The sequence below is a fragment of the Glycomyces sp. L485 genome (assembly GCF_022548875.1).
Taxonomy (GTDB): domain Bacteria; phylum Actinomycetota; class Actinomycetes; order Mycobacteriales; family Micromonosporaceae; genus Glycomyces.
On record NZ_JAKZEW010000004.1, the window covers coordinates 190,011 to 212,926 of the forward strand.

Sequence of the window (22,916 nt, forward strand, 5' to 3'; positions counted from 1 at the left end):
CCTGCTCGTGTGCGGGTTCACAACAAGTCGAATTTCGCCCTCCGAGAGAGTGCGCCTAAAGTTCTCCCTGTGTAGGTAGGGTCGGAAGACAGACGTCCGACGCCCAAATAAATACGACGAGCACCAAGGAGTATCGCAGTGGCACAGTTCGAGTGGACCGAACTCGACAAGAAAGCGGTTGACACGGCGCGGCTGCTGGCCGCCGACGCGGTCGAGAAGGCCGGCAACGGCCACCCTGGGACGGCCATGAGTCTCGCCCCGGTCGCCCACACCTTGTTCCAGAAGGTGATGCGGCACGACCCGAGCGAGCCGAACTGGGAAGGACGCGACCGCTTCGTGCTGTCCTGCGGGCACTCCAGCCTGACGCTGTACGTCCAGCTGTACCTCGCCGGTTACGGCTTGGAGTTGGAGGACCTCAAGAGCCTGCGCCAGTGGGGTTCGCAGACCCCCGGCCACCCCGAGCACGGGCACACCCTCGGCGTTGAGACGACCACGGGACCGCTCGGCCAGGGCCTGGCCACCGCGGTCGGCATGGCGATGGCGGCGCGCCGCGAGCGCGGCCTGTTCGATCCGGCGGCGGGCGAGGGCCAGAGCCCGTTCGACCACCACGTGTACGTCCTTGCGTCCGACGGCGACATCGAGGAGGGCGTGACCCACGAGGCGTCAGCCATCGCGGGCACGCAGGAGCTGGGCAACCTGGTCCTGATCTACGACGACAACCAGATCTCCATCGAGGACGACACGAACATCGCCCTCTCCGAGGATGTCGCGGCCCGCTACGAGGCCTACGGCTGGCACGTCCAGACCCTCGACTGGAAAGCCGGCGGCGAGTACGTCGAGGACACCGAGGCCTTGTTCGACGCGCTGGAGGCCGCCAAGTCCGAGACCGGCAAGCCCAGCCTGATCCGCCTGAAGACCATCATCGGCTGGCCCGCCCCGGGCAAGCAGAACACCGGCGGCATCCACGGCGCCAAGCTCGGCGGCGACGAGCTGGCCGCCACCAAGGAGGTCCTGGGCTTCGACCCGTCGGCGACCTTCGCCGTGGCCGACGAGGTCATCGAGTACACCCGCGGCGCGGTCGAGCGCGGCCAGAAGGCCCGCGCCGCCTGGCAGACCGCCTTCGACGCGTGGGCCGATGCCAACGCCGAGGCCAAGGCCCTGCACGACCGCGTGTGGGCCGGCGAGTTCCCCGAGGGCTTCGCGGCGGCGTTCCCCGAATTCGAGGCCTCCGCCAAGGGCGTCGCGACCCGTGCGGCCTCCGGCAAGGTCCTTGAGGCGCTCGCCCCGGTGCTGCCCGAGCTGTGGGGCGGCTCGGCCGACCTGGCCGGCTCGAACAACACCACCATGACCGGCGAGCCGTCGTTCCTGCCCGAGAACCGCCAGACCAAGAAGTTCCCCGGCAACCCGTACGGCCGCACCCTCCACTTCGGCATCCGCGAGCACGCGATGGGCTCGATCCTCAACGGCATCAAGCTCCACGGCCCGACCCGCCCGTACGGCGGGACGTTCCTCGTATTCTCCGACTACATGCGCGGCGCGGTCCGCCTGTCTGCGCTGATGAAGCAGCCGGTGGTCTTCGTATGGACGCACGACTCCATCGGCCTCGGCGAGGACGGCCCCACCCACCAGCCGGTCGAGCACCTCGCCGCGCTGCGGGCCATGCCGGGCCTGGACGTCATCCGCCCCGGCGACGCCAACGAGACCGCCGTGGTCTGGAAGACCTTGCTGGGCAAGCAGGACCGCCCCGCCGCTCTGGCGCTCACCCGCCAGGCGATCCCGACGTACGACCGCACCGAGTACGCCTCCGCAGAGGGCGCCGCGAACGGCGCCTACGTCCTGGCCGACACCGAAGGCACCCCCGACGTGATCCTCGTCGGCACCGGTTCGGAGCTCCAGCTGGCCGTCCGGGCCGCCGAGACCCTCGCCGCGGAAGGGGTGAAGGCCCGCGTGGTCTCCATGCCGTGCCGCGAGTGGTTCGACGAGCAGGACGAGGACTACCGCGAGTCGGTGCTGCCGGGGAACGTCAAGGCCCGCGTCTCGGTCGAGGCCGGCATCGCCATGCCGTGGCGCGACATCGTGGGCGACGCGGGAGTCAGCGTCTCACTGGAGCACTTCGGGGCGTCCGCGCCGTTCGAGAAGCTGTACGAGGAGTTCGGGATCACCGCGGCGGCCGTCGCGGACGCGGCCCGCGCCTCCATCAAGAAGGCACAGTAAGACAGCAGATAAGGCCACAGAGGACTATCCAGATCAGCTGGAGGGAACCAGTGAGCACCAACCAGAATCTCGCCGCCTTGTCGGACGCCGGCATCTCGGTGTGGCTCGACGACATCTCCCGTGAACGGCTCGCCGGCGGCAACCTCGCCGAACTCATCGAGACCCGGAGCCTGGCGGGAGTGACGTCGAACCCGACGATCTTCTCAAAGGCGGTCTCCAAGGGCGGGTCCTACGACGAGCAGATCGCCGACCTCGCCCGACGCAGGGTCAGCGTCGAGGAGGCGGTCCGCTCGATCACCACCTACGACATCCGCTGGGCCTGCGACGTGCTGCGGGAGGTCTTCGATAACGACGGCGGCACCGACGGGCGCGTGTCGCTCGAGGTCGACCCGCGGCTGGCCCACGACACGGCGACGACCATCGCCGAGGCCAAAGCCCTGTGGTGGGCCGTCGACCGGCCGAACCTGTTGATCAAGATCCCCGCCACCAAGGAGGGGCTGCCCGCGATCACCGCTGCGATCGCCTCCGGCATCAGCGTCAACGTCACGCTGATCTTCTCCCTGGAGCGCTACCGGGAGGTCATGGACGCGTTCCTGACGGGCATGGAGTCGGCCGAGGCCGCCGGGATCGACCTTTCGAAGATCCAGTCTGTCGCCTCGTTCTTCGTGTCCCGAGTGGACTCCGAGATCGACAAGCGGCTCGACGCCATCGGCACCGACGAGGCGAAGTCCCTCAAGGGCAGGGCGGCGATCGCGAACGCCCGCCTCGCCTACCGGGCCTACGAGGAGGTCTTCGCCTCCCCGAGGTGGGCCGCCCTGGCCGACTCCGGCGCCCGCCCGCAACGCCCGCTGTGGGCGTCCACGTCGGTCAAGGACCCCGACTACCGCGACGTCATGTACGTCGAGCAGCTGGTCGCCCCGAACTGCGTCAACACCATGCCGGAGCAGACCATGGAGGACTTCGCCGACCACGGCGAAGTCGAGGCCGACACGGTCCGGCCGAACTACGACGACGCGGACAAGGTCTTCGAGCGGCTCGCGGACGTCGGCGTCGACTACGACGACGTCGTCCAGGTGCTGGAGGACGAGGGCGTCGACAAGTTCGCCGTCAGCTGGAACGAGCTGCTGGCCGAAGTCGAATCAAAACTCGAATCGAACCGAGGATAGGCGATGATGGGGAAGATGGAAGCCGCCGGAGGGCTGGCGGTCACCACAGGAGTAGGCGTCAACGCGGGCGTCGAAGCGCTCAAGAGCGCCGGCGTCCCGGCCAGGCTCGCGGCCAAGGACGCCACCCTGTGGGGTCCCGAGGCGGAGACCGAGGCGTCGATCCGGCTCGGCTGGGTCGACACCTTCGAGAAGTCCAAGGAGCTCATCGCTCCGCTCGCAAAGCTCCGCGCCGAATTCGGCGAGCAGGGCATCGACCACATCGCGCTGTGCGGCATGGGCGGTTCCTCCCTGGCTCCCGAGGTCATCTCGCGGACGCTCGACCTGGGCATCAGCGTGCTCGACACCACCGACCCCGGCCAGATTCTGGCCGAGATCGGCGAGGACTCACTGCGCCGCACCGCGGTGGTCGTCTCCTCCAAGTCCGGCTCCACGGTCGAGACCGACTCCCAGCGGCGCGCCTTCGAGGCCGCGTTCAAGGGCATCGGCATCACCGACTACGCGAAGCGGTTCGTGTTCGTCACCGACCCGGGCTCGCAGCTGGAGGAGTTCGCCACCGAGGCCGGCTCGCACCTGTTCCTGGCCGACGAGAACGTCGGCGGACGCTACTCGGCGCTGACCGCGTTCGGGCTCGTCCCGACCGCGCTGGCCGGCGCCGACATCGCCGAGCTCATCGACCAGGCCGAGACGTTCGCTACCGCCATCGCCAATGACGGCGACAACCCCGCGGTGGTGCTCGGCGCGGTCATCGCCTCGCGGGAGACGATCACCATCGCCGACGACGGCTCGGGCATCGTCGGCCTCGGCGACTGGGCCGAGCAGCTCATCGCCGAGTCCCTCGGCAAGAACGGCAAGGGCACGCTCCCGGTCGTCCTCGAAGACCCCGGCGCCGCGGGCGCCCGCGGCTCGGACCGCGTCTACACGACCGTCGGCGGCTCCTCGACCGGGCTGCCGAACTCGGGCTCGCAGCTGGCCATGCCGGACACCGTGGTCAACGGCCCGCTCGGCGCGCAGTTCCTGGTCTGGGAGCTGGCCACGGCCTACGCCGGCCACCTGATCGGGATCGACCCGTTCAACCAGCCGAACGTCACCGAGTCCAAGGAGAACACCAAGCGGATCCTCGCCGAGGGCCTCCCCCAGGAGCGCCCGCACGCCGTCGACGGCGCCGTCGAGATCTACGGCAGCCACGCCGAGACCGTCACCGGGGCGCTCGGCGAACTGCTCGTCGACGCGGACAACGACGGCGCCTACATCGCCGTCATGGCCTACCTCGACCGGCTCGACGACGCTCCGGTGGCGGCGCTCCGCGCCGAGCTGGCCGATCGCACCGGCGCGCCGGTCACCTGGGGCTGGGGGCCGCGCTTCCTGCACTCCACCGGACAGTTCCACAAGGGCGGACGCCGGACCGGCGTCTTCCTCCAGATCACCGGCGCGATCGGTGAAGACGTCGAGATCCCGGGCAGGGACTACACCTTCGCGAGCCTCCAGGCAGCGCAGGCCGCCGGCGACCGCCAGGCGCTCCAGTCCCGCGACCGCCCGCTGGTGCGCCTGCACCTGACCGACCGCAAGCGCGGCGTCAACCAGCTGCTCCACGCAGTGCGGGAGTTGAGCTAGCCATGGGCGACGACAAGACCGCCCTCGCGGCGAATCCGCCCACCCGTCTCCCCGAGCCGGGGCGGGCCACGCCCGCGCAGAACCCTCTGCGCGACCCGGTCGACCGGAGGCTGCCCAGGATCCCCGAGCCGTGCGCGCTCGTGATCTTCGGCGTCACCGGCGACCTGGCGAAGAAGAAGCTCATCCCGGCGATCTACGACCTCGCCAACAGGGGCCTGCTCCCGGCGTCGTTCGCGATCCTCGGGTTCGCGCGCCGCGACTGGGACCACGGCACGTTCGAGGAGATGGCGCGCGACGCCGCCAAATCCCACGCCCGCACGCCGTGGCGAGAGGACGTCTGGAACCGGCTGACCGGCAGCTTCAAGTTCGTGCCCGGCTCGTTCGACGACGACGCCGCCTTCGACAAGCTCTCGTCCACGCTGGACGACCTGCGCGAGTCCCACGGCATCCCCGGCAACGCCGCGTTCTACTTCTCGATCCCGCCGCAGGCCTTCCCGAAGGTGCTCAAGCAACTGGAGCGCACCAAGATGGCCGACAACGAGCACTGCGGCGGTTGGAGGCGCGTCGTGGTCGAGAAGCCGTTCGGCACCGACCGCGAGTCCGCACGCGAGCTCAACGACCTGGTGGACCAGGTCTTCACCGCACCAGACGTGTTCCGCATCGACCACTACCTGGGCAAGGAGACGGTGCAGAACATCTTCGCGCTGCGCTTCGCCAACGCGATGTTCGAACCCATCTGGAACTCCAACTACGTCGACCACGTGCAGATCACCATGGCCGAGGATGTCGGCATCGGCTCCCGGGCCGGGTTCTACGACGCCAACGGCGCCGCCCGCGACGTCCTCCAGAACCACGTGCTGCAACTGCTGGCCCTGACGGCCATGGAGCAGCCCGTCGGCTTCGACGCCGAAGAGATCCGCATCGAGAAGCTCAAGGTGCTCCGGGCCATCAAGCTCGGCGACGAACTGGAGGCCACCGCCATCCGCGGCCAGTACACCGACGGGTGGGTCCAGGGCCGCCCCGTCGCGGGCTACCACGCCGAGGAGAACATCCCGGCCGACTCCACCACGGAGACGTACGCGGCCGTGCAGATCGGCATCCAGAACCGCCGATGGAACGGCGTCCCGTTCTATCTGCGCACCGGCAAGCGGCTCCCCAAGCGGGTCACCGAGATCGCGGTGGTCTTCAAGGAGGCCCCGCACATGCCGTTCGCCGACTACGACACCCAGATCCTCGGCAACAACCAGCTGGTCATCCGGGTGCAGCCGGACGAGGGCGTCACCGTCAAGTTCGGCTCCAAAGTGCCGGGCACCGGCATGGAGCTGCGCGACATCACCATGGGCTTCGGCTACGGCGAGACGTTCACCGAGTCCAGCCCCGAGGCGTACGAGCGGCTCATCCTGGACGTCCTGCTCGGCGACAAGACCCTCTTCCCCGACTCGCACGAAGTGGACGCCTCCTGGGCGGTCGTCGACCCGCTCGAAGAGTTCTGGGCCGGAACCAAACCCGAGGCGTACGAGTCCGGAACCTGGGGCCCGACCGGGGCCGATCTCATGCTGCAGGCGTCCGGTCGACGCTGGCGGCGGGCATAGAAGGGGTCTGGACATGCATTTGGAGGACACCACGACCGGCGAGATCATGAAGGCGCTCGCCGAACTGATCCACGCCGTCGGCGGCTCATCGAGCCTCGCGCTCAACCTGGTGGCGCTGACCACCGAGGACGAGCGCGAAGAGGTCGAGGAGGCCGCCTCGCAGGCCGCGCAGGAGCACCCGTACCGGCTGATCCTCGCGATCCCGCGCGACACCGACGCCGAGAAGCCGCGCATCGACGCCGAGGTCACCCTCGGAGAGCGACTCGGCGCGGCAGAGGCCGTCATCCTGCGCCTCGACGGCCCGGCCACCGCCCACCTGACCTCGATCGTGCTGCCGATGCTGGCGCCCGACGTGCCGGTGGTGACCTGGTGGCTGCTCGACCCGGTCCGGTACGGACTGGAGCAGGAGCTGCGCACCTTCGCAGACCGCCGCATCACCTACTCGGCCAGGGCCACCGACCCGGTCGAGTCGCTGTACCGCCGCGCCCAGACCTACGTCGCCGGCGACACCGACATCTGCTGGACGCGGATCAGCCTGTGGCGCTCGCTCATCGCCAGCTGCTTCGACGGGGTCACGCACGCGGTCGAGAAGGTCGACATCAAGGCCGACCGCCGGGATCCCTCCGCGCAGCTGATGGCAGCCTGGCTTCACACCCGGCTCGGGGTGACGCCCGAAGTGGTCGACACCAAGGTCGAGCGGAACTCCGAGCACCTGCCGGCGATCGCCTCCGTGGGGTTCACCATGGAGAACGGCGAGACGATGGAGGTCGAGCGCAACGCCGACGGCGAGACCGTGCTGCGCCAGGCGGGGCTGCCGAAGCGGCGCCAGACGCTCCAGGGCCGGACGCTGGGCCAGCTGCTGGCCGAGGAGCTGCGGCACATAGACCCGGACACGGCCTACCGCCGTGTGCTGGACACGTTCAAGGAGAACCACTCGTTGACGGTGGAGGACTCATGAGCCGCTCAGGCGCGGTGATCGTCCACGAGGACGCCGACGTGCTCAGCGAGGCGGTCGCCTCGCGGCTCATCAACCGGCTGGCCGACGCCCAGGCGCACCGGGGCGAGGCGTCGGTCGTGCTGACCGGAGGGCGAATCGCCGCGAAGGTGTACGCTCACGTGCTGGCCTCGCGCGTCAGGGGCGTCGTGGACTGGGCGAAGGTCGACTTCTGGTGGGGCGACGAGCGGTTCCTGCCGTCCGGCGACCCGGAACGGAACGAGACCCAGGCGAGGGAGGCGTTCCTCGACCTGCTGCCGGTCGACCCTGATCGGGTCCACCCGATGCCGGCCGCCGATGTCGTGGACACTCCCGAGGAGGCCGCGGCGATCTACGCCGCGGAGTTGGATGCGGCCTCGGGCGGCGCGGGCGTGCCGCAGTTCGACCTGCTGCTCTTGGGCATCGGCGAGGACGGGCATGTGGCGTCCCTGTTCCCGGAGAACCCGGCGCTCGCCGCGGCGGGTCAGGCGGTGGTGGGGGTCCACGACGCGCCGAAGCCGCCGCCGCAGCGCGTGTCGCTGACGATGCCGACGATCAACTCCGCCCTGGCGGCGTGGATCATCGCCTCGGGCTCGGGCAAGGCCGAAGCGGTCGGGGAGGCCCTCGCGGGTCCCCCCTCGGCGAAGCCTGCGAGCCGTGAATCTGCCCAGTCGCCGGCCGGTCGGGTGCAGGCCCAGGGCCACACGCGCTGGCTGATCGACGCCGACGCGGCGGCGAACCTGAAACACCTGGAGTTCTGACAGGACGCGGTTAAGGGGCCGGGCGACACTGTCGCCCGGCCCCTGCTCGGTTCCCGAATCGGGAAACGGATACTTCGGCCCCTCCCCACCTGGGGCCTCATCGACTGCGATCAGGAGCGTTCGCCGCGCTTGGCGGCGAGGGATGCGAGCGCTTCGGCGAGGAGGTCTTCGGCCTCTTCCTCGCTGCGGCGCTCGCGGACGTACGTGAGGTGTGTCTTGTACGGCTTGACGGTGCGGCGGTCCGGCGGATTCGCCTGGTCCGGACTGGCCGGCCAGCCGCAGCGGGTGCAATCCCATTCGCTCGGGACCTCAACGTACAACGCGAACGACCGGACGGTCTCGTGTCCGTTGGCGCACCAGTAACTCACGTTCTGCCGGGGCACCGGCTCGCCGCGCTCCGAGTGGAGTCCCGGGTTCGCGCCGATTCGGGTGCCACGGATGGCGTGTCCGTTGGACATATGCGTGATTGCTCCTCACAGATGGGGGATCTTCTGTGGATATCGGCCGTACACGTCTACCGTGACGTCACCGACCGGAGCGGCAGGGGAACCGCCCGTGGAAATTCTATGACGTAAGGCACACAATGTAAAGACGTCACCGAAAGGCAGTCGCGAATGCGCGGTGCGGATTCCGATCCGATTCCGCATTCCCCTCACTGCGCGAACGCATACCGCTCGCGCGAGATGAGAAGGAGTCCCCGCACGCTCCTGTCGTGCGCACGGGGACCGAAGTGGATCTATCGGCTACGCGATCGTCAGGACGATCTTCCCGCGTGTGCGGCCGGTCTGGCTCGCCTCCCAGGCTTCGGCGGCGCGGTCCAGGGGGAATGTCGCCGTTACGGGGACGGTCAGCCGCTTCGCCTCGATGAGGTCGGTGAGCGTCCGCAGGTCGTCGGCGTTGGGCTCGACGAAGACGTACTTGCCGCCCTTCTCTCGGACGGCCGGGTCGGCGATCGAGACGACCCGGCCGGGGTCGGCGCCGGCTTCGATGGACAGGTCGACCTCTCCCCTGCCGACGGCGTCCAGTGCCGAGTCGATGCCGTCCGGAGCGAGCCCGCGCAAGCGTTCCAGCAGGCCGTTGCCGTATTCGACCGGTTCGACTCCGAGGGAGAGGAGGTAGTCGTGGTTGCTGGTGGAGGCCGTGCCGATGACTCGCGCGCCGCGGGCCTTGGCGATCTGCACGGCGACCGATCCGACCCCGCCGGCGGCGGCGTGGACGAGGACCGTGTCGCCCTGTTTGACGCGGACGGCGTCGAGGGATTGGAGGGCGGTTAGCCCCACAAGCGGCAGCGCGGCGGCGGTCTCCCAGTCGACGACGTCTGGCTTGGGCGCGATCATGCCCGGTTCGGCGACCGTGTACTCGGCGTAGGTGCCCCACTTGACCACCGGACGGCGCACGTAGCCGAGCACGTCGTCGCCGACCCGACAGCCGGTCACCGCGGAGCCGGTCTCGACGATCGTCCCGGCGGCGTCCCAACCAGGGATGAGCGGAAACTCACCGGGCAGGAACGAGTCGAGGTATCCGGCCCCGACCTTCCAGTCGACGGGGTTCACGGAGGTCGCCTTGAGAGCTATGAGCACCTCGTTCGGGCCGTGAGGCGGCTCGGGAACGTCGGTCGACTCGAGGTCCTGGATCCCGCCGTAGCGGGGCAATACGACTGCTTTCATACCGAACATGACATCACGGATCGCCCGTCCCATCAAGGGATCGAGATCATGGCGTCATCGTCTCGGCATCGCGCTGCCGTCTGCCGGCGCCGCCCGGAACCGAAGGAAGCAGGCCGGGGTCCGGCGGAGCTGCGCTCCGCCCGGACCCCGGCCTTGAAGTCTGAGGTCGCTAGACCAGTGCTCGCAAGAGCAGGCCGTAGGCGATTACGCAGGCGAACCAGATGACGCCGACGCCGATCGTGATGCGGGTGAGGTTCCGCTCGGCCACCGAGGAACCGGAGGCCACCGACGACATGCCGCCGCCGAACATGCTCGACAGGCCGCCGCCCTTGCCCTTGTGCAGCAGCACCAGCAGGATCAGCGCGCCACTGGTCACGAGCAGAAGGATCAGCAGGGCGTAAATCAGTACCGTCATCATCGGCGATCGGATGTCCTCTCCAACACTTCGAACGCCCTAGAACAGGGCGCCCGGGCCCGAGTCTAACTCAGAGGTTGTTCCGGTCACGGAACAGGTAGGGCCGCCGTACAACGTTGTACGGCGGCCCTGGTCTGCGTTCCCTAGGCGTTCGCGTGCTCCGGGAACCGAACGATCTTGGCGAACTCCTCGGCGTCGAGGCTCGCACCTCCGACGAGAGCGCCGTCGATGTCCGGCTTGACCATGATCTGGGCGATGTTGGCCGACTTGACCGAACCTCCGTAGAGGATCCGAACCCGGTCGGCGACAGCGCCGAACTTCTCGGCCAGCGCCGCGCGCAGCGCGCCGATGACCTCCTGGGCGTCGTCCGGGGTCGCGGTGCGGCCCGTCCCGATCGCCCAGACCGGCTCGTAGGCCACGACGACCTTGCCGAGTTCCTCCTCGGTCAGCCCGTCCACGGCGGCCAGCAGTTGGCTCACCGTGTGCGGCACGTGGTTCCCGGACTCGCGGACGTCCAGTGCCTCGCCCACGCACAGGATCGGGCTGATCCCGTTGTTGAGCGCCTGGCGGACCTTCGCGGCCACCAGTTCGTCGCCCTCTTCGTGGTACTGCCGGCGCTCGGAGTGGCCGACGGCCACGTACGAGCAGCCGAGCTTGGCCAGCATCGAGGCGGCGATCTCGCCGGTGTAGGCGCCGGACGGGTGCGCGGACACATCCTGGGCACCGTAGCCGACGGTGAGCTTGTCGCCGTCGACGAGCGTCTGCACGCTGCGGATGTCGACGAACGGCGGCAGGACGACGGTCTCGACCGCTTCGAGCTGGTCGCGGGAGAGGCTGAAGGCCAGCTTCTGCACCAGTGCGATCGCTTCGAGGTGGTTGAGGTTCATCTTCCAGTTGCCGGCGATGAGCGGCTTGCGGGTCTCAGACATTTAGTCCTCCAGTGCGTCCAGGCCGGGCAGGGTCTTGCCTTCGAGGTATTCGAGGCTGGCGCCCCCGCCGGTGGAGATGTGGCTGAAGCCGTCTTCGGGCAGGCCGAGCGTGCGGACCGCGGCGGCGGAGTCGCCGCCGCCGACCACGCTGAACGCGTCGGAGTCCACCAGGGCCCGCGCGACGGTCTTGGTGCCGGCCGCGTAGTCGGGGAACTCGAAGACGCCCATCGGGCCGTTCCAGAACACAGTGTCGGCCTCGCCGATGCGCTGCGCGAACAGCTGGGCCGACTCGGGGCCGATGTCCAGGCCCATGCGGTCGGCCGGGATGGCGGAGACCGGCACCTCGAGCGGCTCGGCGTCGGCGGCGAACTCGGCGGCGGTGACGGCGTCCACCGGCAGCAGCAGTTCGACGCCCAATTCGGCGGCGCGATCGAGGTAGGTCTTGCAGGTGCCGATCTGGTCCTTCTCCAGCAGTGATGAACCGACTTCGTAGCCTTCGGCCGCGAGGAAGGTGAACATCATGCCGCCGCCGACGATCAGCGTGTCGACCTTGTCGAGCAGGTTGTCGATGACGGCGAGCTTGTCGGAGACCTTGGCGCCGCCGAGGACCACCACGTACGGCTTCTCGGGGTCGCCGGTGAGCTTCGAGAGGACCTCGACCTCTTTGGCGATGAGCCAGCCCGCATAGTGCGGGAGGACCTTCGCGACGTCGTAGACGGAAGCGTGCTTTCGGTGCACGGCGCCGAAGGCGTCGTCGACGTAGACGTCGCCGAAGGCGGCCAACTGGCCGGCGAATTCGGCGCGCTCGGTGTCGTCCTTGCTGGTCTCGCCCTTGTTGAAGCGCAGGTTCTCCAGCAGCAGCACATCGCCGTCGCCTTGGGCGACGGCCTTGGCTTCGGCGTCCTCGCCGACGGTGTCGGCCGCGAAGGCGACTTCGAGGCCCAAGACCTCGCCCAGCCGCTGCGCGACGGGGGCCAGCGAGAACGCCGGGTCCGGCTCGCCCTTCGGGCGGCCCAGGTGCGAGCACACCACGACGCGGGCGCCGGCCTCGGCGAGGGCCTTGACGGTGGGCGCGACGGCGCGGATGCGGCCGTCGTCGGTGATGTTCTTGCCGTCGAGAGGAACGTTGAGGTCGGCGCGCACGAGTACGCGCCGACCGTTGACGCCCTCCTTCAGGAGTTCGTCGAGTGTCTTCATGAGTTGATTAGCCGATCAGCTCGACGAGGCCGACCAGGCGGTTCGAGAAGCCCCACTCGTTGTCGTACCAGCCCACGACCTTCACCTGGTTGCCGTCGATGACCTTGGTCAGGCCCGCGTCGAAGATGCAGGAGTGCGGGTCGGTGACGATGTCGCTGGAGACGATCGGGTCCTCGGTGTAGGACAGGACGCCCTTGAGGGGACCGTCGGCAGCGGCCTTCACCGCGGCGTTGACCTCTTCGACGGTGGTCTCCTTGGCGGCCTCGAAGGTGAGGTCGGTGGCGGAGCCGGTCGGAATCGGGACGCGCATGGCGAAGCCGTCGAGCTTGCCGTTGAGCTCGGGCAGCACCAGGCCCACGGCCTTCGCCGCACCCGTGGAGGTGGGGACGACGTTGACGGCGGCGGCGCGGGCGCGACGCAGGTCCTTGTGCGGGCCGTCCTGCAGGCTCTGGTCCTGCGTGTAGGCGTGGATGGTGGTCATGAGGCCCTTGTTGATCCCGATGGAATCGTTGAGGACCTTCGCCATCGGCGCCAGGCAGTTGGTGGTGCAGGAGGCGTTCGAGATGATGTTGTGCTTCTCGGCGTCGTACTTGTCGTCGTTGACGCCCATGACGACGGTGAGGTCCTCGTTCTTCGCCGGAGCGGAGATGATGACCTTCTTGGCGCCGCCCTTGAGGTGCGCGGCGGCCTTGGTGCCGTCGGTGAAGAAGCCTGTCGACTCGATGACGACGTCGGCGCCGACCTCGCCCCACGGGAGGGCGGCCGGGTCGCGTTCGGCGAACGCCTTGATGGTCTTGCCGTTGACGGTCAGCTCGCCCGCTCCGACCTTGACCTCGTAAGGCAGTCGGCCAAGGATGCTGTCGTACTTCAGCAGGTGTGCAATGGTCTCGGTGTCGCCGAGGTCGTTGAAGGCGACCACTTCGATGTCGGCTTCCGAGGCGAGAACCGCCCGGAAGAAGTTGCGACCGATACGGCCGAAGCCGTTTACACCAACGCGGATGGTCACGTGCCCATCTCCTCGCTAGAACAGAAAACGAAAATATCTGACTGAGACCAGAGGCGGTCTCGGACGCGATCCATTCAGCCACAGTGCGACGGTGGAACAGATCGCTGTTCGGCCTCGTCGCCGAGCACTCTACGACCCTACCGCTCCCGTTTTTCACCGGTCCGCAGGCGAGTCCCCTCGATGATGTCACACTCGCCACAGCGGTATGACATCGCCGTTAAGAAAGCGCTATCATGCGGCTGCCCAGCGCGCTACGCTGCGAGTGCTTCCTCCTCTGCCACAGCCTCATCGGGACCGGGGACGCCGTCCTCTGCGGCGCGCTTGGTGGCCATGTTGATGAGGCGGCGGATGCGCCCGGCGATCGCGTCCTTCGTGAGCGGCGGGTCGGCCAGGGTGCCGAGCTCCTCCAGGGAGGCCTGCCGGTGTTCCAGCCGAAGCTTCCCGGCTCCGGCGAGGTGCTCGGGCACGTCGTCCCCGAGGATCTCCAGGGCCCGCGTGACCTTCGCGGCCGCGGCGACGGCGGCGCGGGCCGAGCGACGCAGATTCGCGTCGTCGAAGTTCGCGAGCCGGTTCGCGGTGGCGCGCACCTCACGGCGCACGCGCCGCTCCTCCCAGGTCAGGACCGAACTGTGGGCGCCCAGTCTCGTGAGCAGCTCGCCGATGGCGTCACCGTCGCGGATGACGACGCGGTCGACCCCGCGCACATCCCGCGATTTCGCGCTGATGCCGAGGCGCCGAGCGGCGCCGACGAGCGCCAGCGCGGTCTCCGGGCCGGGGCAGGTGACCTCCAGCGAGGAGGAGCGGCCCGGCTCGGTGAGCGAGCCGCGGGCGAGGAACGCACCCCGCCAGGCGGCCTCCGCGCAGCACGGGTAGGCGCCGACGACGTGGGCGGGCAGACCCCTGACCGGGTAGCCGCGCTGGTCGGTCAGGCCGATCTGGCGGGCGAGCGCCTGGCCGTCGGCCATGACGCGCAGCAGGTAGTGGTTGGTGCGCCGCAGCCCGGCGGCGACGAGGACGTGGACCTCGGAGTCGTAGTTGTACAGCTCGTTGATCATGCGCTTGGCGCGGCGGGCGACGTTGCCGGCATCGACCTCGGCCTCCACGACGACATTCGCGCCGCCCACGAGGTGGAGCCCGCCGGCGAACCGGAACAGCGCGCCGAGCTCGGCGCGCTGACAGCAGGACTTCGAGACCTCAATCCGGCTGAGTTCGTCCTTGACCTCCGAGGTCATCGCCATTTATGAACCACCATCTTCGACGAGCAGATTTCCCAATACCGCGGCGAGTGCGGCCACGTCGTGGGTGACGACGTCGGCGGCGAGATCCGCCGCCAGCAACTCGGCCTTCAACGATTGTGCCGCACTGTTCAACGATTCGGGATCGTCGAGGGTTCGGGTATCGCCCGAGATGACGTAGTGAAACCGGACACCCTCCGCGTAACGCCCCAGCGCGTCGAGGTGTCCGGCGAGAGTGAGGCCGTCGGTCTCCTTCTCTTCGGAGAGATTGAGCACGACGACGCGGCGGGCAGCCGCGTCTGCGACGGCCTCGCGGAGTTCGGGGAGGAGCAGGTGCGGGATGACGCTGGTGTACCAGGAGCCGGGGCCGAAGACGTGCCAGTCGGCCTCGGCGACGGCCTTGAGGGTCTCCGGGCAGGCCGAGGCATCGGCGGGCAGGAGCCGGACCTCGCCGACCGCGCCGTCGGCGACGGCGACGTCGTGCTGTCCGACGATGGTGCGGATCCCGGCTCCCTCGACCAGGTCGGCCACGATGTCGAGCGGCCGGCAGGACATGGGGAGGATGCGCGCGCGGCATCCGAGGAGCTCGGCGGCCTCCTCGAGGGCCGCGACGGGGTTGGCATGGCGTTCGAGCAGCGAGGTCAGGACGATGTTGCCGACCGGGTGGCCCGAGAGGAAGTCGTCGCCGTCGAAGCGGTGCGAGAAGAGGCCGGCCGCCGTTGCCTTCTCGGGGTCGGCGGTGGCGACCAGTGCTTTTCTCAGGTCCCCTGGGGGGAGGACCGGTCTCGACCGCCGTATGATTCCCGACGATCCGCCGTCGTCGGCGACGGTCACCACGGCCGTCAGATCGATGTCGAGCCGGGTCAGTGCTCGCAGCGAGGCCGACAGGCCTCGTCCGCCGCCGAAAGCGACGACTTTTCTCATTCGTTTCCTCGGTCGCGGTGATGAGTGTTGGCGGGGAAACCGGCCGCGTTGAGGCGACGCGCGAGCTCTTCGGAGATGGCCACGCTGCGGTGCTTGCCGCCGGTGCATCCGATCGCGATCGTCATGTAGCGCTTGCCTTCCCGCTCAAATCCTTGAGTGGTGCCGAGCAGCAGCCCGGCATACGCGTCCACGAACTCCTCGGCGCCGTCCTGACTCAGGACGTAGTCCGAGACCTCCTTGTCGGCGCCCGTGTGCTCACGCAGGCTCGGGACCCAGTACGGGTTGGGAAGAAATCGTACGTCAGCGACGTAGTCCGCATCGCGCGGGATGCCGTACTTGAAACCGAACGACATGCAGGTGAACTGGAGTCCTGGCGTGGACGGCGCGAGGAACGCCTCCTCGACGCGAGCGCGCAACTGGTTCTCGTTCAGGTGGGTCGTGTCGAACAGGGTGTCGGCCGATTCTCGGGCGGGCGCGAGCAGCCGGCGCTCGGCGGCGATGCCGTCGGCGAGCAGGCCGTCGCCTTGCAGCGGATGGGCGCGGCGGACCTTCTCGAAGCGGCGGATGATCACGTCGTCGTCGGCGTCGACGAACACCAGGTGCGGCTTGAATCCGGCCTTGCGCAGGCCCTCGATGACCCCGACCAGGTCGGTGGTGAAGGCCCTGGACCGCACGTCGAGCACCATCGCGGTGCGCCTCACCTCTGGCCCGCCGGAGGCGGCCAGCTCGGCGGTCTGCGCGACGAGCGATTCGGGCAGGTTGTCCACTACGTAGTAGCCGACGTTCTCCAAGGCGCGCGCCACCGTCGACCGTCCCCCGCCGGAGATGCCCGTGACGATGACGAGCTCGAGGTCGCTTCGGTCATGCAACGCAGATTGGTCAGATGCCACACTCATAGCTTCAAGTATCCCGGAGATTGATCTTGGCGCCGCCGTGACACGGCATTTCGGTCGACACCCGTATAGCTACCACGCGAGCCTCAATCGGTGTTGTCCTCGGGATTTCGCAGATGTGTCTGCAAGGACTCGGCGAGTTTCGGCCCGATGCCAGGAACCGCTTCCAGGTCTTCGAGACTCGCCTCGCGGATCCGCTTGACCGAGCCGAACCGCCTGAGCAGGGCCTTGCGTTTGGACTCGCCTAGCCCGGGGATCCCGTCGAGGGCCGAGAACTTCATTCTCTTACGCCTGCGGTTGCGGTGCAAGGAGATTGCGAATCGGTGAGCCTCATCTCGGACGCGTTGCATGAGGTAGAGGGCCTCGGAGGTGCGCGAGAGGATCACCGGGTAGTCCTCGCCGGGCAGCCAGATCTCTTCAAGACGCTTGGCGAGACCGGCGAGGTTGATCGTGTCCACGCCCATCTCGGCGAAGACCCGCTCGGCGGCGGCGACCTGCGGCTGGCCGCCGTCGACGACGAGCAGCTGGGGCGGGTAGTGGAAGCCCTTGCGGGGCTCGTCGTCCTCTTCGAGCGGCGACCCGGCCGGCTGATCCTCCAGCTTGGACAGACGACGTCGCAGCGTCTCTTGGAGCGAGGACAGGTCGTCCTTCTTCTCCCCCTTGATGACGAAGCGGCGGTACTCGCTCTTGCGCGGCAGGCCGTCCTCGAACACCACCATCGAGGCGACCACGTCATCCCCTTGGGACTGCGAGACGTCGTAGCACTCGATGCGCAGCGGCGCCTCGGGCAGGTCGAGGGCGTCGGCGAGCTCTTCGAGGGCCTTGGAGCGGGCGGTGAGGTCGCCGGCGCGCTTGAGCTTGTGCCGCTGGAGGGCCTCGTTCGCGTTCTTCTCGACCGTCTCGGCCAGCGCGCGCTTGTCGCCGCGGCGGGGCACGCGCAGGTCGACCTTGGAGCCTCGCCGCTCGGTCAGCCACTCGGTGATCGCCTCGATGTCGCCGGGCAGGGCCGGGACGAGGACCTCCCGCGGGATGACTTCGCCCTGCTCGCCGTAGAACTGCATGCAGAAGCGCTCGACGATGCCGGGCAGGTCGACGAGCTCGGGCTTCTCGATGACCCAGCCGCGCTGGCCGCGGATGCGGCCGCCGCGCACGTGGAAGACCTGGACGGCCGCCTGGAGGTCGTCGTCGGCGACGGCCATGACGTCGCAGTCGACGTCTTCGGAGAGGACGACGACCTGCTGCTCGAGTACCTTGTCGAGGGCGGCGAGGTCGTCGCGCAGGCGGGCGGCCTTCTCGAATTCGAGGGCTTCGGAGGCCTCCTGCATCTCGGCGATCAGGCGTCTGCGGACCGAGGCGGTGTCGCCGGACATGAAGGCGCAGAAGGCGCCCACCAGTTCGCGGTATTCCTCGGCGCTGATGCGGCCGACGCAGGGTGCCGAGCACTTTCCGATGTCCGCCAGGAGGTTCGGTCGGCCGATCCGGTTGCAGCGCTTGTATTCGGTGTCCGAGCAGGTCCGGATGGGGAAGACCCGTGTGAGCAGGTCGAGGGTCTGGCGGATGGCCCAGGCGCTGCCGAAGGGGCCGAAGTAGCGCACGCCTTTGCGGCGGGTGCCGCGCATGACCTGGGCGCGGGGAAACTCGTCGCCGACGGTGACTGCGAGCCAGGGGTAGGACTTGTCGTCCTTGAACATGACGTTGAAGCGCGGGTCGTACTCCTTTATCCAGGTCCATTCGAGCTGGAGGGCCTCGACCTCGGTGCCGACTACGGTCCATTCGACGCTGCGGGCGGTGTTGACCATCCGGCGGGTGCGTTCGTGCAGGCGGGTCTCGTCGGCGAAGTAGGAGTTGAGCCGGTTGCGGAGGTTCTTGGCCTTGCCGACGTAGATGACCCGCCGATCGCGGTCGCGGAAGCGGTAGACGCCGGGCTGGGTCGGGATGGTGCCCGGCGCGGGACGGTAATCAACGCTCACGCCGACAAGGCTATAACGGGGGTGGGACAGGTGGACACGGCGCGAACCGGCGCTCGGCCGGGGCGCGCGGTGCGCCCCGGCCGAGCGGGCCCGTCAGCGGGCCTTGGCGAGGACCATCAGCTCGGCGAGGAGCTCGTCGACCTCGATCCGGTCGAGGCCCCGTGCGGTGAACCAGGAGCCGAGATTCTCGACGTCGCGCCCTAGGAACTGGAAACCTTTCGGATTCGCGTAGATGTCGACGATCTGCGGCAGGTCGAGCACCACCAGGCGGCCTTCGTGGACGACCGTGTTGTACGACGAGAGGTCGCCGTGGGCAAAACCCTGCTCGACCATGAGTCGCAGGTTCTCGCAGGCCTGGTCCCACAAGCTCTCCAGCTCGGCCTCGTCCGGCCTGGTCTCGGCCAGCCGCGGAGCTGCGACACGGTCGTCGCCGATGAACTCCATGATCACCTCGGTGCCGAGGATCTGCACGGGGTAGGGCACGGCCACGCCGGCGTCGTGCAGCCGCGTGAGCGCGTCGAACTCGGCGGCGGCCCAGCGGCCCGCCGCTTGTTCGAGACCGAAGGTCGTGCGCTTCTCCATGGCGCGGCGGTCGCGGGAGCGCCGCGCCGAGCGCCCGGCGGTGTAGTCGCCGGCTCGGTTGAACTGGGTGTGCTGGGCCGAGCGGTACCGTTTGGAGGCCATGAGCACGGCCCGGTCGGTGCCCGGTACGGCGCGTTCGATGAGGAAGACGTCGGCCTCTTTGCCGGTCTTCAGGACGCCGAGCTCGTAGTCGACGGCGCCCAGGTCGGTGACGACCCACTCCGGCCACGGCCTCGGGCCGCGCTGGAGCGGTTCGGACTGGTCCCAGATCGACCAGCGGTCGCCCGCCGGCGGACCGTCGTCGACCGGGCCCTCGTCGAAGTCCTCGGAGCGCATGGCCTCGAAGCGGGCCAGCTCCTCAGGGGAGAAGATCTCGTCCTCGTCGAGCCTGCGGCGCCGACGGGTGGATTCGAATTCGGAAATGCTGTTGGACTTGCGTGCCACTGCGGGAAGCTCCTGTGCAGGGAAATCCGGCGGCACGCGACAACAGGTCAGAGCGAGCCGACGGGAGGTGAACTGGTGATCGAGGCAGGACGTAGAACAACGACAGCCATCAGTACACACCTCCAAACGCTCTGCGGCCCCGGCTTCCGAACCGCCCGGGCGACGAGAGCGACATTAGCGAACCCCCGAGGCCGGCCGCAACCCCTTTTTCACATGGACTGCCCGATTCGGGGCCGTCGTCTCGGTAGGGCTCACCGATCGGGGCGGCGAACACCTCATCGAGCCAGGCGTCGCCGTTGGGGGCAAGTCCCGTCCACCAGGCCGTCGAGGATGCGATTCGCCATCACCCATTCGGCGCCGAGCGTGGCGCCCGCGAGGGGCACTGAAAGCCTCGGTCACCTCAGTGTCCCGCCGAGTCGTAGGAGCGAAGGCCCGCGCGAAAGACCGCCACCGCGATCCCCACCATCACCACGGTGACCGCGATCGTGCCCGTCATCCACCACGCCGGCAGGCGGCCCATGAGGATCTGCACCGGCACGAAACTCGCGAAGGCGAACGGCAGCATGAAGGTCGCCGCCAGACGCACCAGAGGCGGATAGATCCCCAGCGGGAACCGCATCACGTCCCTTTGCAGATCGACGGCGATCCAGGCGAACGCCGGGAAATGGCCCTTGACCCAGAACCCGATCGCGCACATGGCGGTCAGCAGAGCGCACTGGATCACGCAGGCACAGGCCAGCAGGAGCAGCGCCAGCGGCAGCATGTCCAGACCGAGACCGGCGCCGGTCCAACCGAGGACCAGCATCGCCGAGCTCAGCGTAACCTCGCCGAAGGACTGCATGCCGATGTGCGACGAGGCCACCTGCACCATCACGGGCGCGGGCCGCACGATCCTGTAGTCCAACTCGCCCTTGACGATCATTGACGGCGTGCTCCAGATCCCGTCCCAGAACAGCGCTGACGAGCCTCCCGACAGGCCCAGGAAGCCGGCCAGGATCAGCATCTCGTGGTAGCCCCAGCCCGCGACCGTGGTGATGTTGGCGAACAGCACCGAGATGAAGGCGAACTGGAGCACCTGCCACAGGGCGCCGGAGGATGCCATGATCCAGAAGTCGGCCGGGTACTCCATGGTCGACTTGACGTGGGCGGCGAGGCTTCGGCCGTATACGGCGGCTGTGTGTCGCATCTATCCTCCGTGGACCGTGACCCTCTTGACCGCGTACCGCCACAGCAGCCGCGCCCCCACCCAGAGCACGACGACCCACGCGGCTTGGGCGGCAATGAGGCCGAGCGCGCCGAGCGTGTCGACCCGGCCGAGGTAGATGTCGGTGGGCGTGGTGGTGTAGTGCGGGAACGGCGTGGCCCAGGCGATCGCCCGGAGCCACTCCGGCATGAAGGCCAAGGGGATCATCATGCCCGCGAAGAAGCTCATCAGGGCCTCTCGCGCCCACATGATGCCCAGGTAACGCTTGGTCCAGAAGCAGACCATGACCGACAGGTACACGACCTCGAACACCAGCGGGAAGATCAGCAGGACGCTGACGATGGTCAATGCTCCGGCCAGTGGCGAAACCGGCCCCGGCGGCGCGAACAGCAGCCAGGCTCCGACGCCGCCGACCACGGCGGTCGGCACCGTCGCGAGCATCGAGCCGATGAACTCGGCTGCCCGGGCCCGCTGGAAGTCGACCGGCTTGGTCAGGTCGATCGCCACCATGCCGTCGAGGATCCGGTCGGCGATGTACCAGTCGGCCGCGCCGAACGCCATGGTCGCGGTGATGAAGCTGATGATCTGGTAGGCGCGCATGGCATCCCAGTCGTATCCGGCCAGAGTGCCGTCGCCGAGCAGATGGCGCCACAGCGCCATCAGGACCAGCAGTCCGCCGCCGCCGAGGATCAGGCCGATGAAGAAGGTGCCCTTGTAGGCCAGGCGCCGCTTGATCGACAGCACCGCAAGGGCGCGGTCGACCGCCAGCGTATGAGTCACTTCTTGGTCAGCTCCCCCGCGTACAGCCTGCGGATGACGTCCTCGATGCTCGGCTCGCTCAGGGAAAGGTCCCTCGGTGCGAGCTGCGCGGTGAGATCGCCCAGGACCCCCGCGGTGGTGAATCGCGCCGACTCGTACGTGACCGTCACCTCGCTGGCCGCCTCTCCTGCGCTCCAGACATAGTCGGGGAACTTCTCGGCCAGCTTCACCACGTCGGCCTGTCCTTCGAGGATGAGGTTGACGGCCTTGGTGGTGATGTAGTGGGCCTTGAGCTCGTGGATGGGCCCGTCGTAGGCGATCCTTCCCTCGTCGATGACGACGATCCGCTCGCAGACCTCTTCGATGTCGGCCAGGTCGTGGCTGGTGAGCAGCAACGTGGTGCCATCGTCGACGATCTGGCGCAGGAAGGCGCGCAGCCGGTCCTTGACGGAGATGTCGAGGCCGATGGTGGGCTCGTCCAGGTAGACCATCTTCGGGTTGTGGATGAGCGCGCAGGCCAGGTCGGCGCGCATGCGCTGGCCGAGTGAGAGGGTGCGGGCGAGCGCGGGCATGTACTCGCCGAGGCCGAGCAGCTCGTCGAACTTGGCGATGCGGGCCTTGTAGTCGGCGTCGGAGACGCCGTACATGTGCTTGAGGAGCTTCAGCGACTCCTCGACGGGCAGGTCCCACCACAACTGCGTGCGCTGTCCGAACAGGACGCCGATGCCGTGGGCGTTGGCGATGCGCTCGGTGTGCGGGTCGCGGCCCATCACCCGTACGGTGCCCTCAGAGGGCTTCAGAATCCCTGTCAGGAGCTTCACCGTGGTCGATTTGCCCGCGCCGTTGGGTCCGACGTACGCCACCGACTCGCCGGCCTCGATTTCGAGATCGATCCCGTCGACGGCGGTGAAGTTCTTGTACTTGCGCTGGACCAGGTGCTTGATGGCGCCCTTGAATCCGGAGCCCTTGTCGGGACGACGGAAGCGCTTGCTCAGAGAGTTCGCCTGAAGAATGGGCATGCAACGACCATAAGCGTCCCTTCCGACACTGAGCCACTGGATTTCTCAGCGATCAAGAGGTCCCCGGGCCTCTTCGGGTTCGCTGGATGGCAGTAGTAGTCGGCGCCCCAGAAACCGGTGGCGACGACCAGTGCGGTGACGATGAGGCCGACGGGAAGAGGCAGCCGATGCGCCTTTAGGGAGTGTGGTGGTAGGACTTCAATCAGGCAGCGACAAAGAGGAGGACGGCTGTTCGGGGTGCGCTGCGGTGGCCGGGTGCGTGCCAGGTGGGGTGGCCTTGGTGGGTGAGTGTTGCTCGTGTTGTGTTGTGCGGCAGGCGGTCCGGGCCCGAACATGAGGGGTTTCCCACCGATCG

20 protein-coding genes are annotated in these 22,916 nt (G+C 68.4%); 6 read left to right on the plus strand and 14 right to left on the minus strand.

Annotated elements, in window-relative coordinates; all coding sequences use genetic code 11:
* Positions 1-138: 138 nt before the first annotated feature.
* From tkt to pgl, 6 genes are read left to right on the plus strand one after another with little or no spacing between them, the layout of a single operon-like run.
* Positions 139-2,214: a transketolase gene (tkt, locus tag L0U85_RS04475; protein ID WP_241376555.1), complete on the plus strand. Its 2,076-nt coding sequence runs from the start codon at positions 139-141 to the stop codon at positions 2,212-2,214.
* A gap of 50 nt (positions 2,215-2,264) precedes the next feature.
* Positions 2,265-3,380, plus strand: a complete 1,116-nt coding sequence (gene tal, locus L0U85_RS04480; RefSeq protein WP_241376556.1) for a transaldolase — start codon at positions 2,265-2,267, stop codon at positions 3,378-3,380.
* Between the two features lie 15 nt (positions 3,381-3,395).
* A complete protein-coding gene (locus L0U85_RS04485; protein WP_347177354.1) occupies positions 3,396-4,991 on the plus strand; it encodes a glucose-6-phosphate isomerase in 1,596 nt (531 codons plus the stop codon).
* 2 nt (positions 4,992-4,993) lie between these two features.
* Positions 4,994-6,583, plus strand: coding sequence for a glucose-6-phosphate dehydrogenase (gene zwf, locus L0U85_RS04490; protein ID WP_241376558.1), 1,590 nt, complete (start codon positions 4,994-4,996; stop codon positions 6,581-6,583).
* A gap of 13 nt (positions 6,584-6,596) precedes the next feature.
* On the plus strand, positions 6,597-7,541 hold the full coding sequence (locus tag L0U85_RS04495; protein ID WP_241376559.1) for a glucose-6-phosphate dehydrogenase assembly protein OpcA: 945 nt from the start codon (positions 6,597-6,599) through the stop codon (positions 7,539-7,541).
* The gene (pgl, locus tag L0U85_RS04500) at positions 7,538-8,317 is read left to right on the plus strand and encodes a 6-phosphogluconolactonase (protein WP_241376560.1); all 780 of its coding nucleotides are present in this window, start codon (positions 7,538-7,540) and stop codon (positions 8,315-8,317) included. The genes L0U85_RS04495 and pgl overlap by 4 nt, the downstream gene beginning before the upstream one ends.
* 110 nt (positions 8,318-8,427) lie before the next feature.
* Here pgl and L0U85_RS04505 read toward each other — a convergent pair whose 3' ends face one another.
* From L0U85_RS04505 to L0U85_RS04570, 14 genes are all read right to left on the minus strand, one after another.
* On the minus strand, positions 8,428-8,775 hold the full coding sequence (locus tag L0U85_RS04505) for an RNA polymerase-binding protein RbpA (RefSeq protein ID WP_241376561.1): 348 nt from the start codon (positions 8,773-8,775) through the stop codon (positions 8,428-8,430).
* A gap of 285 nt (positions 8,776-9,060) precedes the next feature.
* On the minus strand, positions 9,061-9,984 hold the full coding sequence (locus L0U85_RS04510; RefSeq protein ID WP_241376562.1) for an NADP-dependent oxidoreductase: 924 nt from the start codon (positions 9,982-9,984) through the stop codon (positions 9,061-9,063).
* A gap of 169 nt (positions 9,985-10,153) precedes the next feature.
* Entirely contained in the window at positions 10,154-10,399 is a 246-nt protein-coding gene (gene secG / locus L0U85_RS04515) for a preprotein translocase subunit SecG (protein ID WP_241376563.1), read from the minus strand.
* Between the two features lie 143 nt (positions 10,400-10,542).
* Positions 10,543-11,328 carry a triose-phosphate isomerase gene (tpiA, locus tag L0U85_RS04520; protein WP_241376564.1) on the minus strand — a complete coding sequence of 262 codons (786 nt, stop codon included), beginning with the start codon at positions 11,326-11,328 and terminating at the stop codon, positions 10,543-10,545.
* Positions 11,329-12,525: a phosphoglycerate kinase gene (locus L0U85_RS04525; protein ID WP_241376565.1), complete on the minus strand. Its 1,197-nt coding sequence runs from the start codon at positions 12,523-12,525 to the stop codon at positions 11,329-11,331.
* Positions 12,526-12,532: 7 nt separating this feature from the next.
* Complete coding sequence (gene gap, locus L0U85_RS04530) at positions 12,533-13,531, minus strand: type I glyceraldehyde-3-phosphate dehydrogenase (protein ID WP_241376566.1); 999 nt, start codon at positions 13,529-13,531, stop codon at positions 12,533-12,535.
* A gap of 251 nt (positions 13,532-13,782) precedes the next feature.
* Positions 13,783-14,769 carry a DNA-binding protein WhiA gene (gene whiA / locus L0U85_RS04535; RefSeq protein ID WP_241376567.1) on the minus strand — a complete coding sequence of 329 codons (987 nt, stop codon included), beginning with the start codon at positions 14,767-14,769 and terminating at the stop codon, positions 13,783-13,785.
* The gene (gene yvcK, locus L0U85_RS04540; RefSeq protein WP_241376568.1) at positions 14,770-15,690 is read right to left on the minus strand and encodes a uridine diphosphate-N-acetylglucosamine-binding protein YvcK; all 921 of its coding nucleotides are present in this window, start codon (positions 15,688-15,690) and stop codon (positions 14,770-14,772) included. It lies immediately after the preceding gene.
* Positions 15,687-16,586: an RNase adapter RapZ gene (rapZ, locus tag L0U85_RS04545; protein ID WP_347177348.1), complete on the minus strand. Its 900-nt coding sequence runs from the start codon at positions 16,584-16,586 to the stop codon at positions 15,687-15,689. The genes yvcK and rapZ overlap by 4 nt, the downstream gene beginning before the upstream one ends.
* A gap of 83 nt (positions 16,587-16,669) precedes the next feature.
* Positions 16,670-18,553 (minus strand): excinuclease ABC subunit UvrC, encoded by a 1,884-nt coding sequence (uvrC, locus tag L0U85_RS04550; protein ID WP_241376570.1) that lies wholly within the window; start codon positions 18,551-18,553, stop codon positions 16,670-16,672.
* Positions 18,554-18,646: 93 nt separating this feature from the next.
* A complete protein-coding gene (locus tag L0U85_RS04555; protein WP_277605382.1) occupies positions 18,647-19,489 on the minus strand; it encodes an RIO1 family regulatory kinase/ATPase in 843 nt (280 codons plus the stop codon).
* A gap of 490 nt (positions 19,490-19,979) precedes the next feature.
* Complete coding sequence (locus L0U85_RS04560; RefSeq protein WP_241376572.1) at positions 19,980-20,765, minus strand: ABC-2 family transporter protein; 786 nt, start codon at positions 20,763-20,765, stop codon at positions 19,980-19,982.
* Positions 20,766-21,563, minus strand: a complete 798-nt coding sequence (locus L0U85_RS04565) for an ABC-2 family transporter protein (protein ID WP_241376573.1) — start codon at positions 21,561-21,563, stop codon at positions 20,766-20,768.
* Positions 21,560-22,561: an ATP-binding cassette domain-containing protein gene (locus tag L0U85_RS04570; protein ID WP_241376574.1), complete on the minus strand. Its 1,002-nt coding sequence runs from the start codon at positions 22,559-22,561 to the stop codon at positions 21,560-21,562. The genes L0U85_RS04565 and L0U85_RS04570 overlap by 4 nt, the downstream gene beginning before the upstream one ends.
* Between the last annotated feature and the right edge of the window lie 355 nt (positions 22,562-22,916).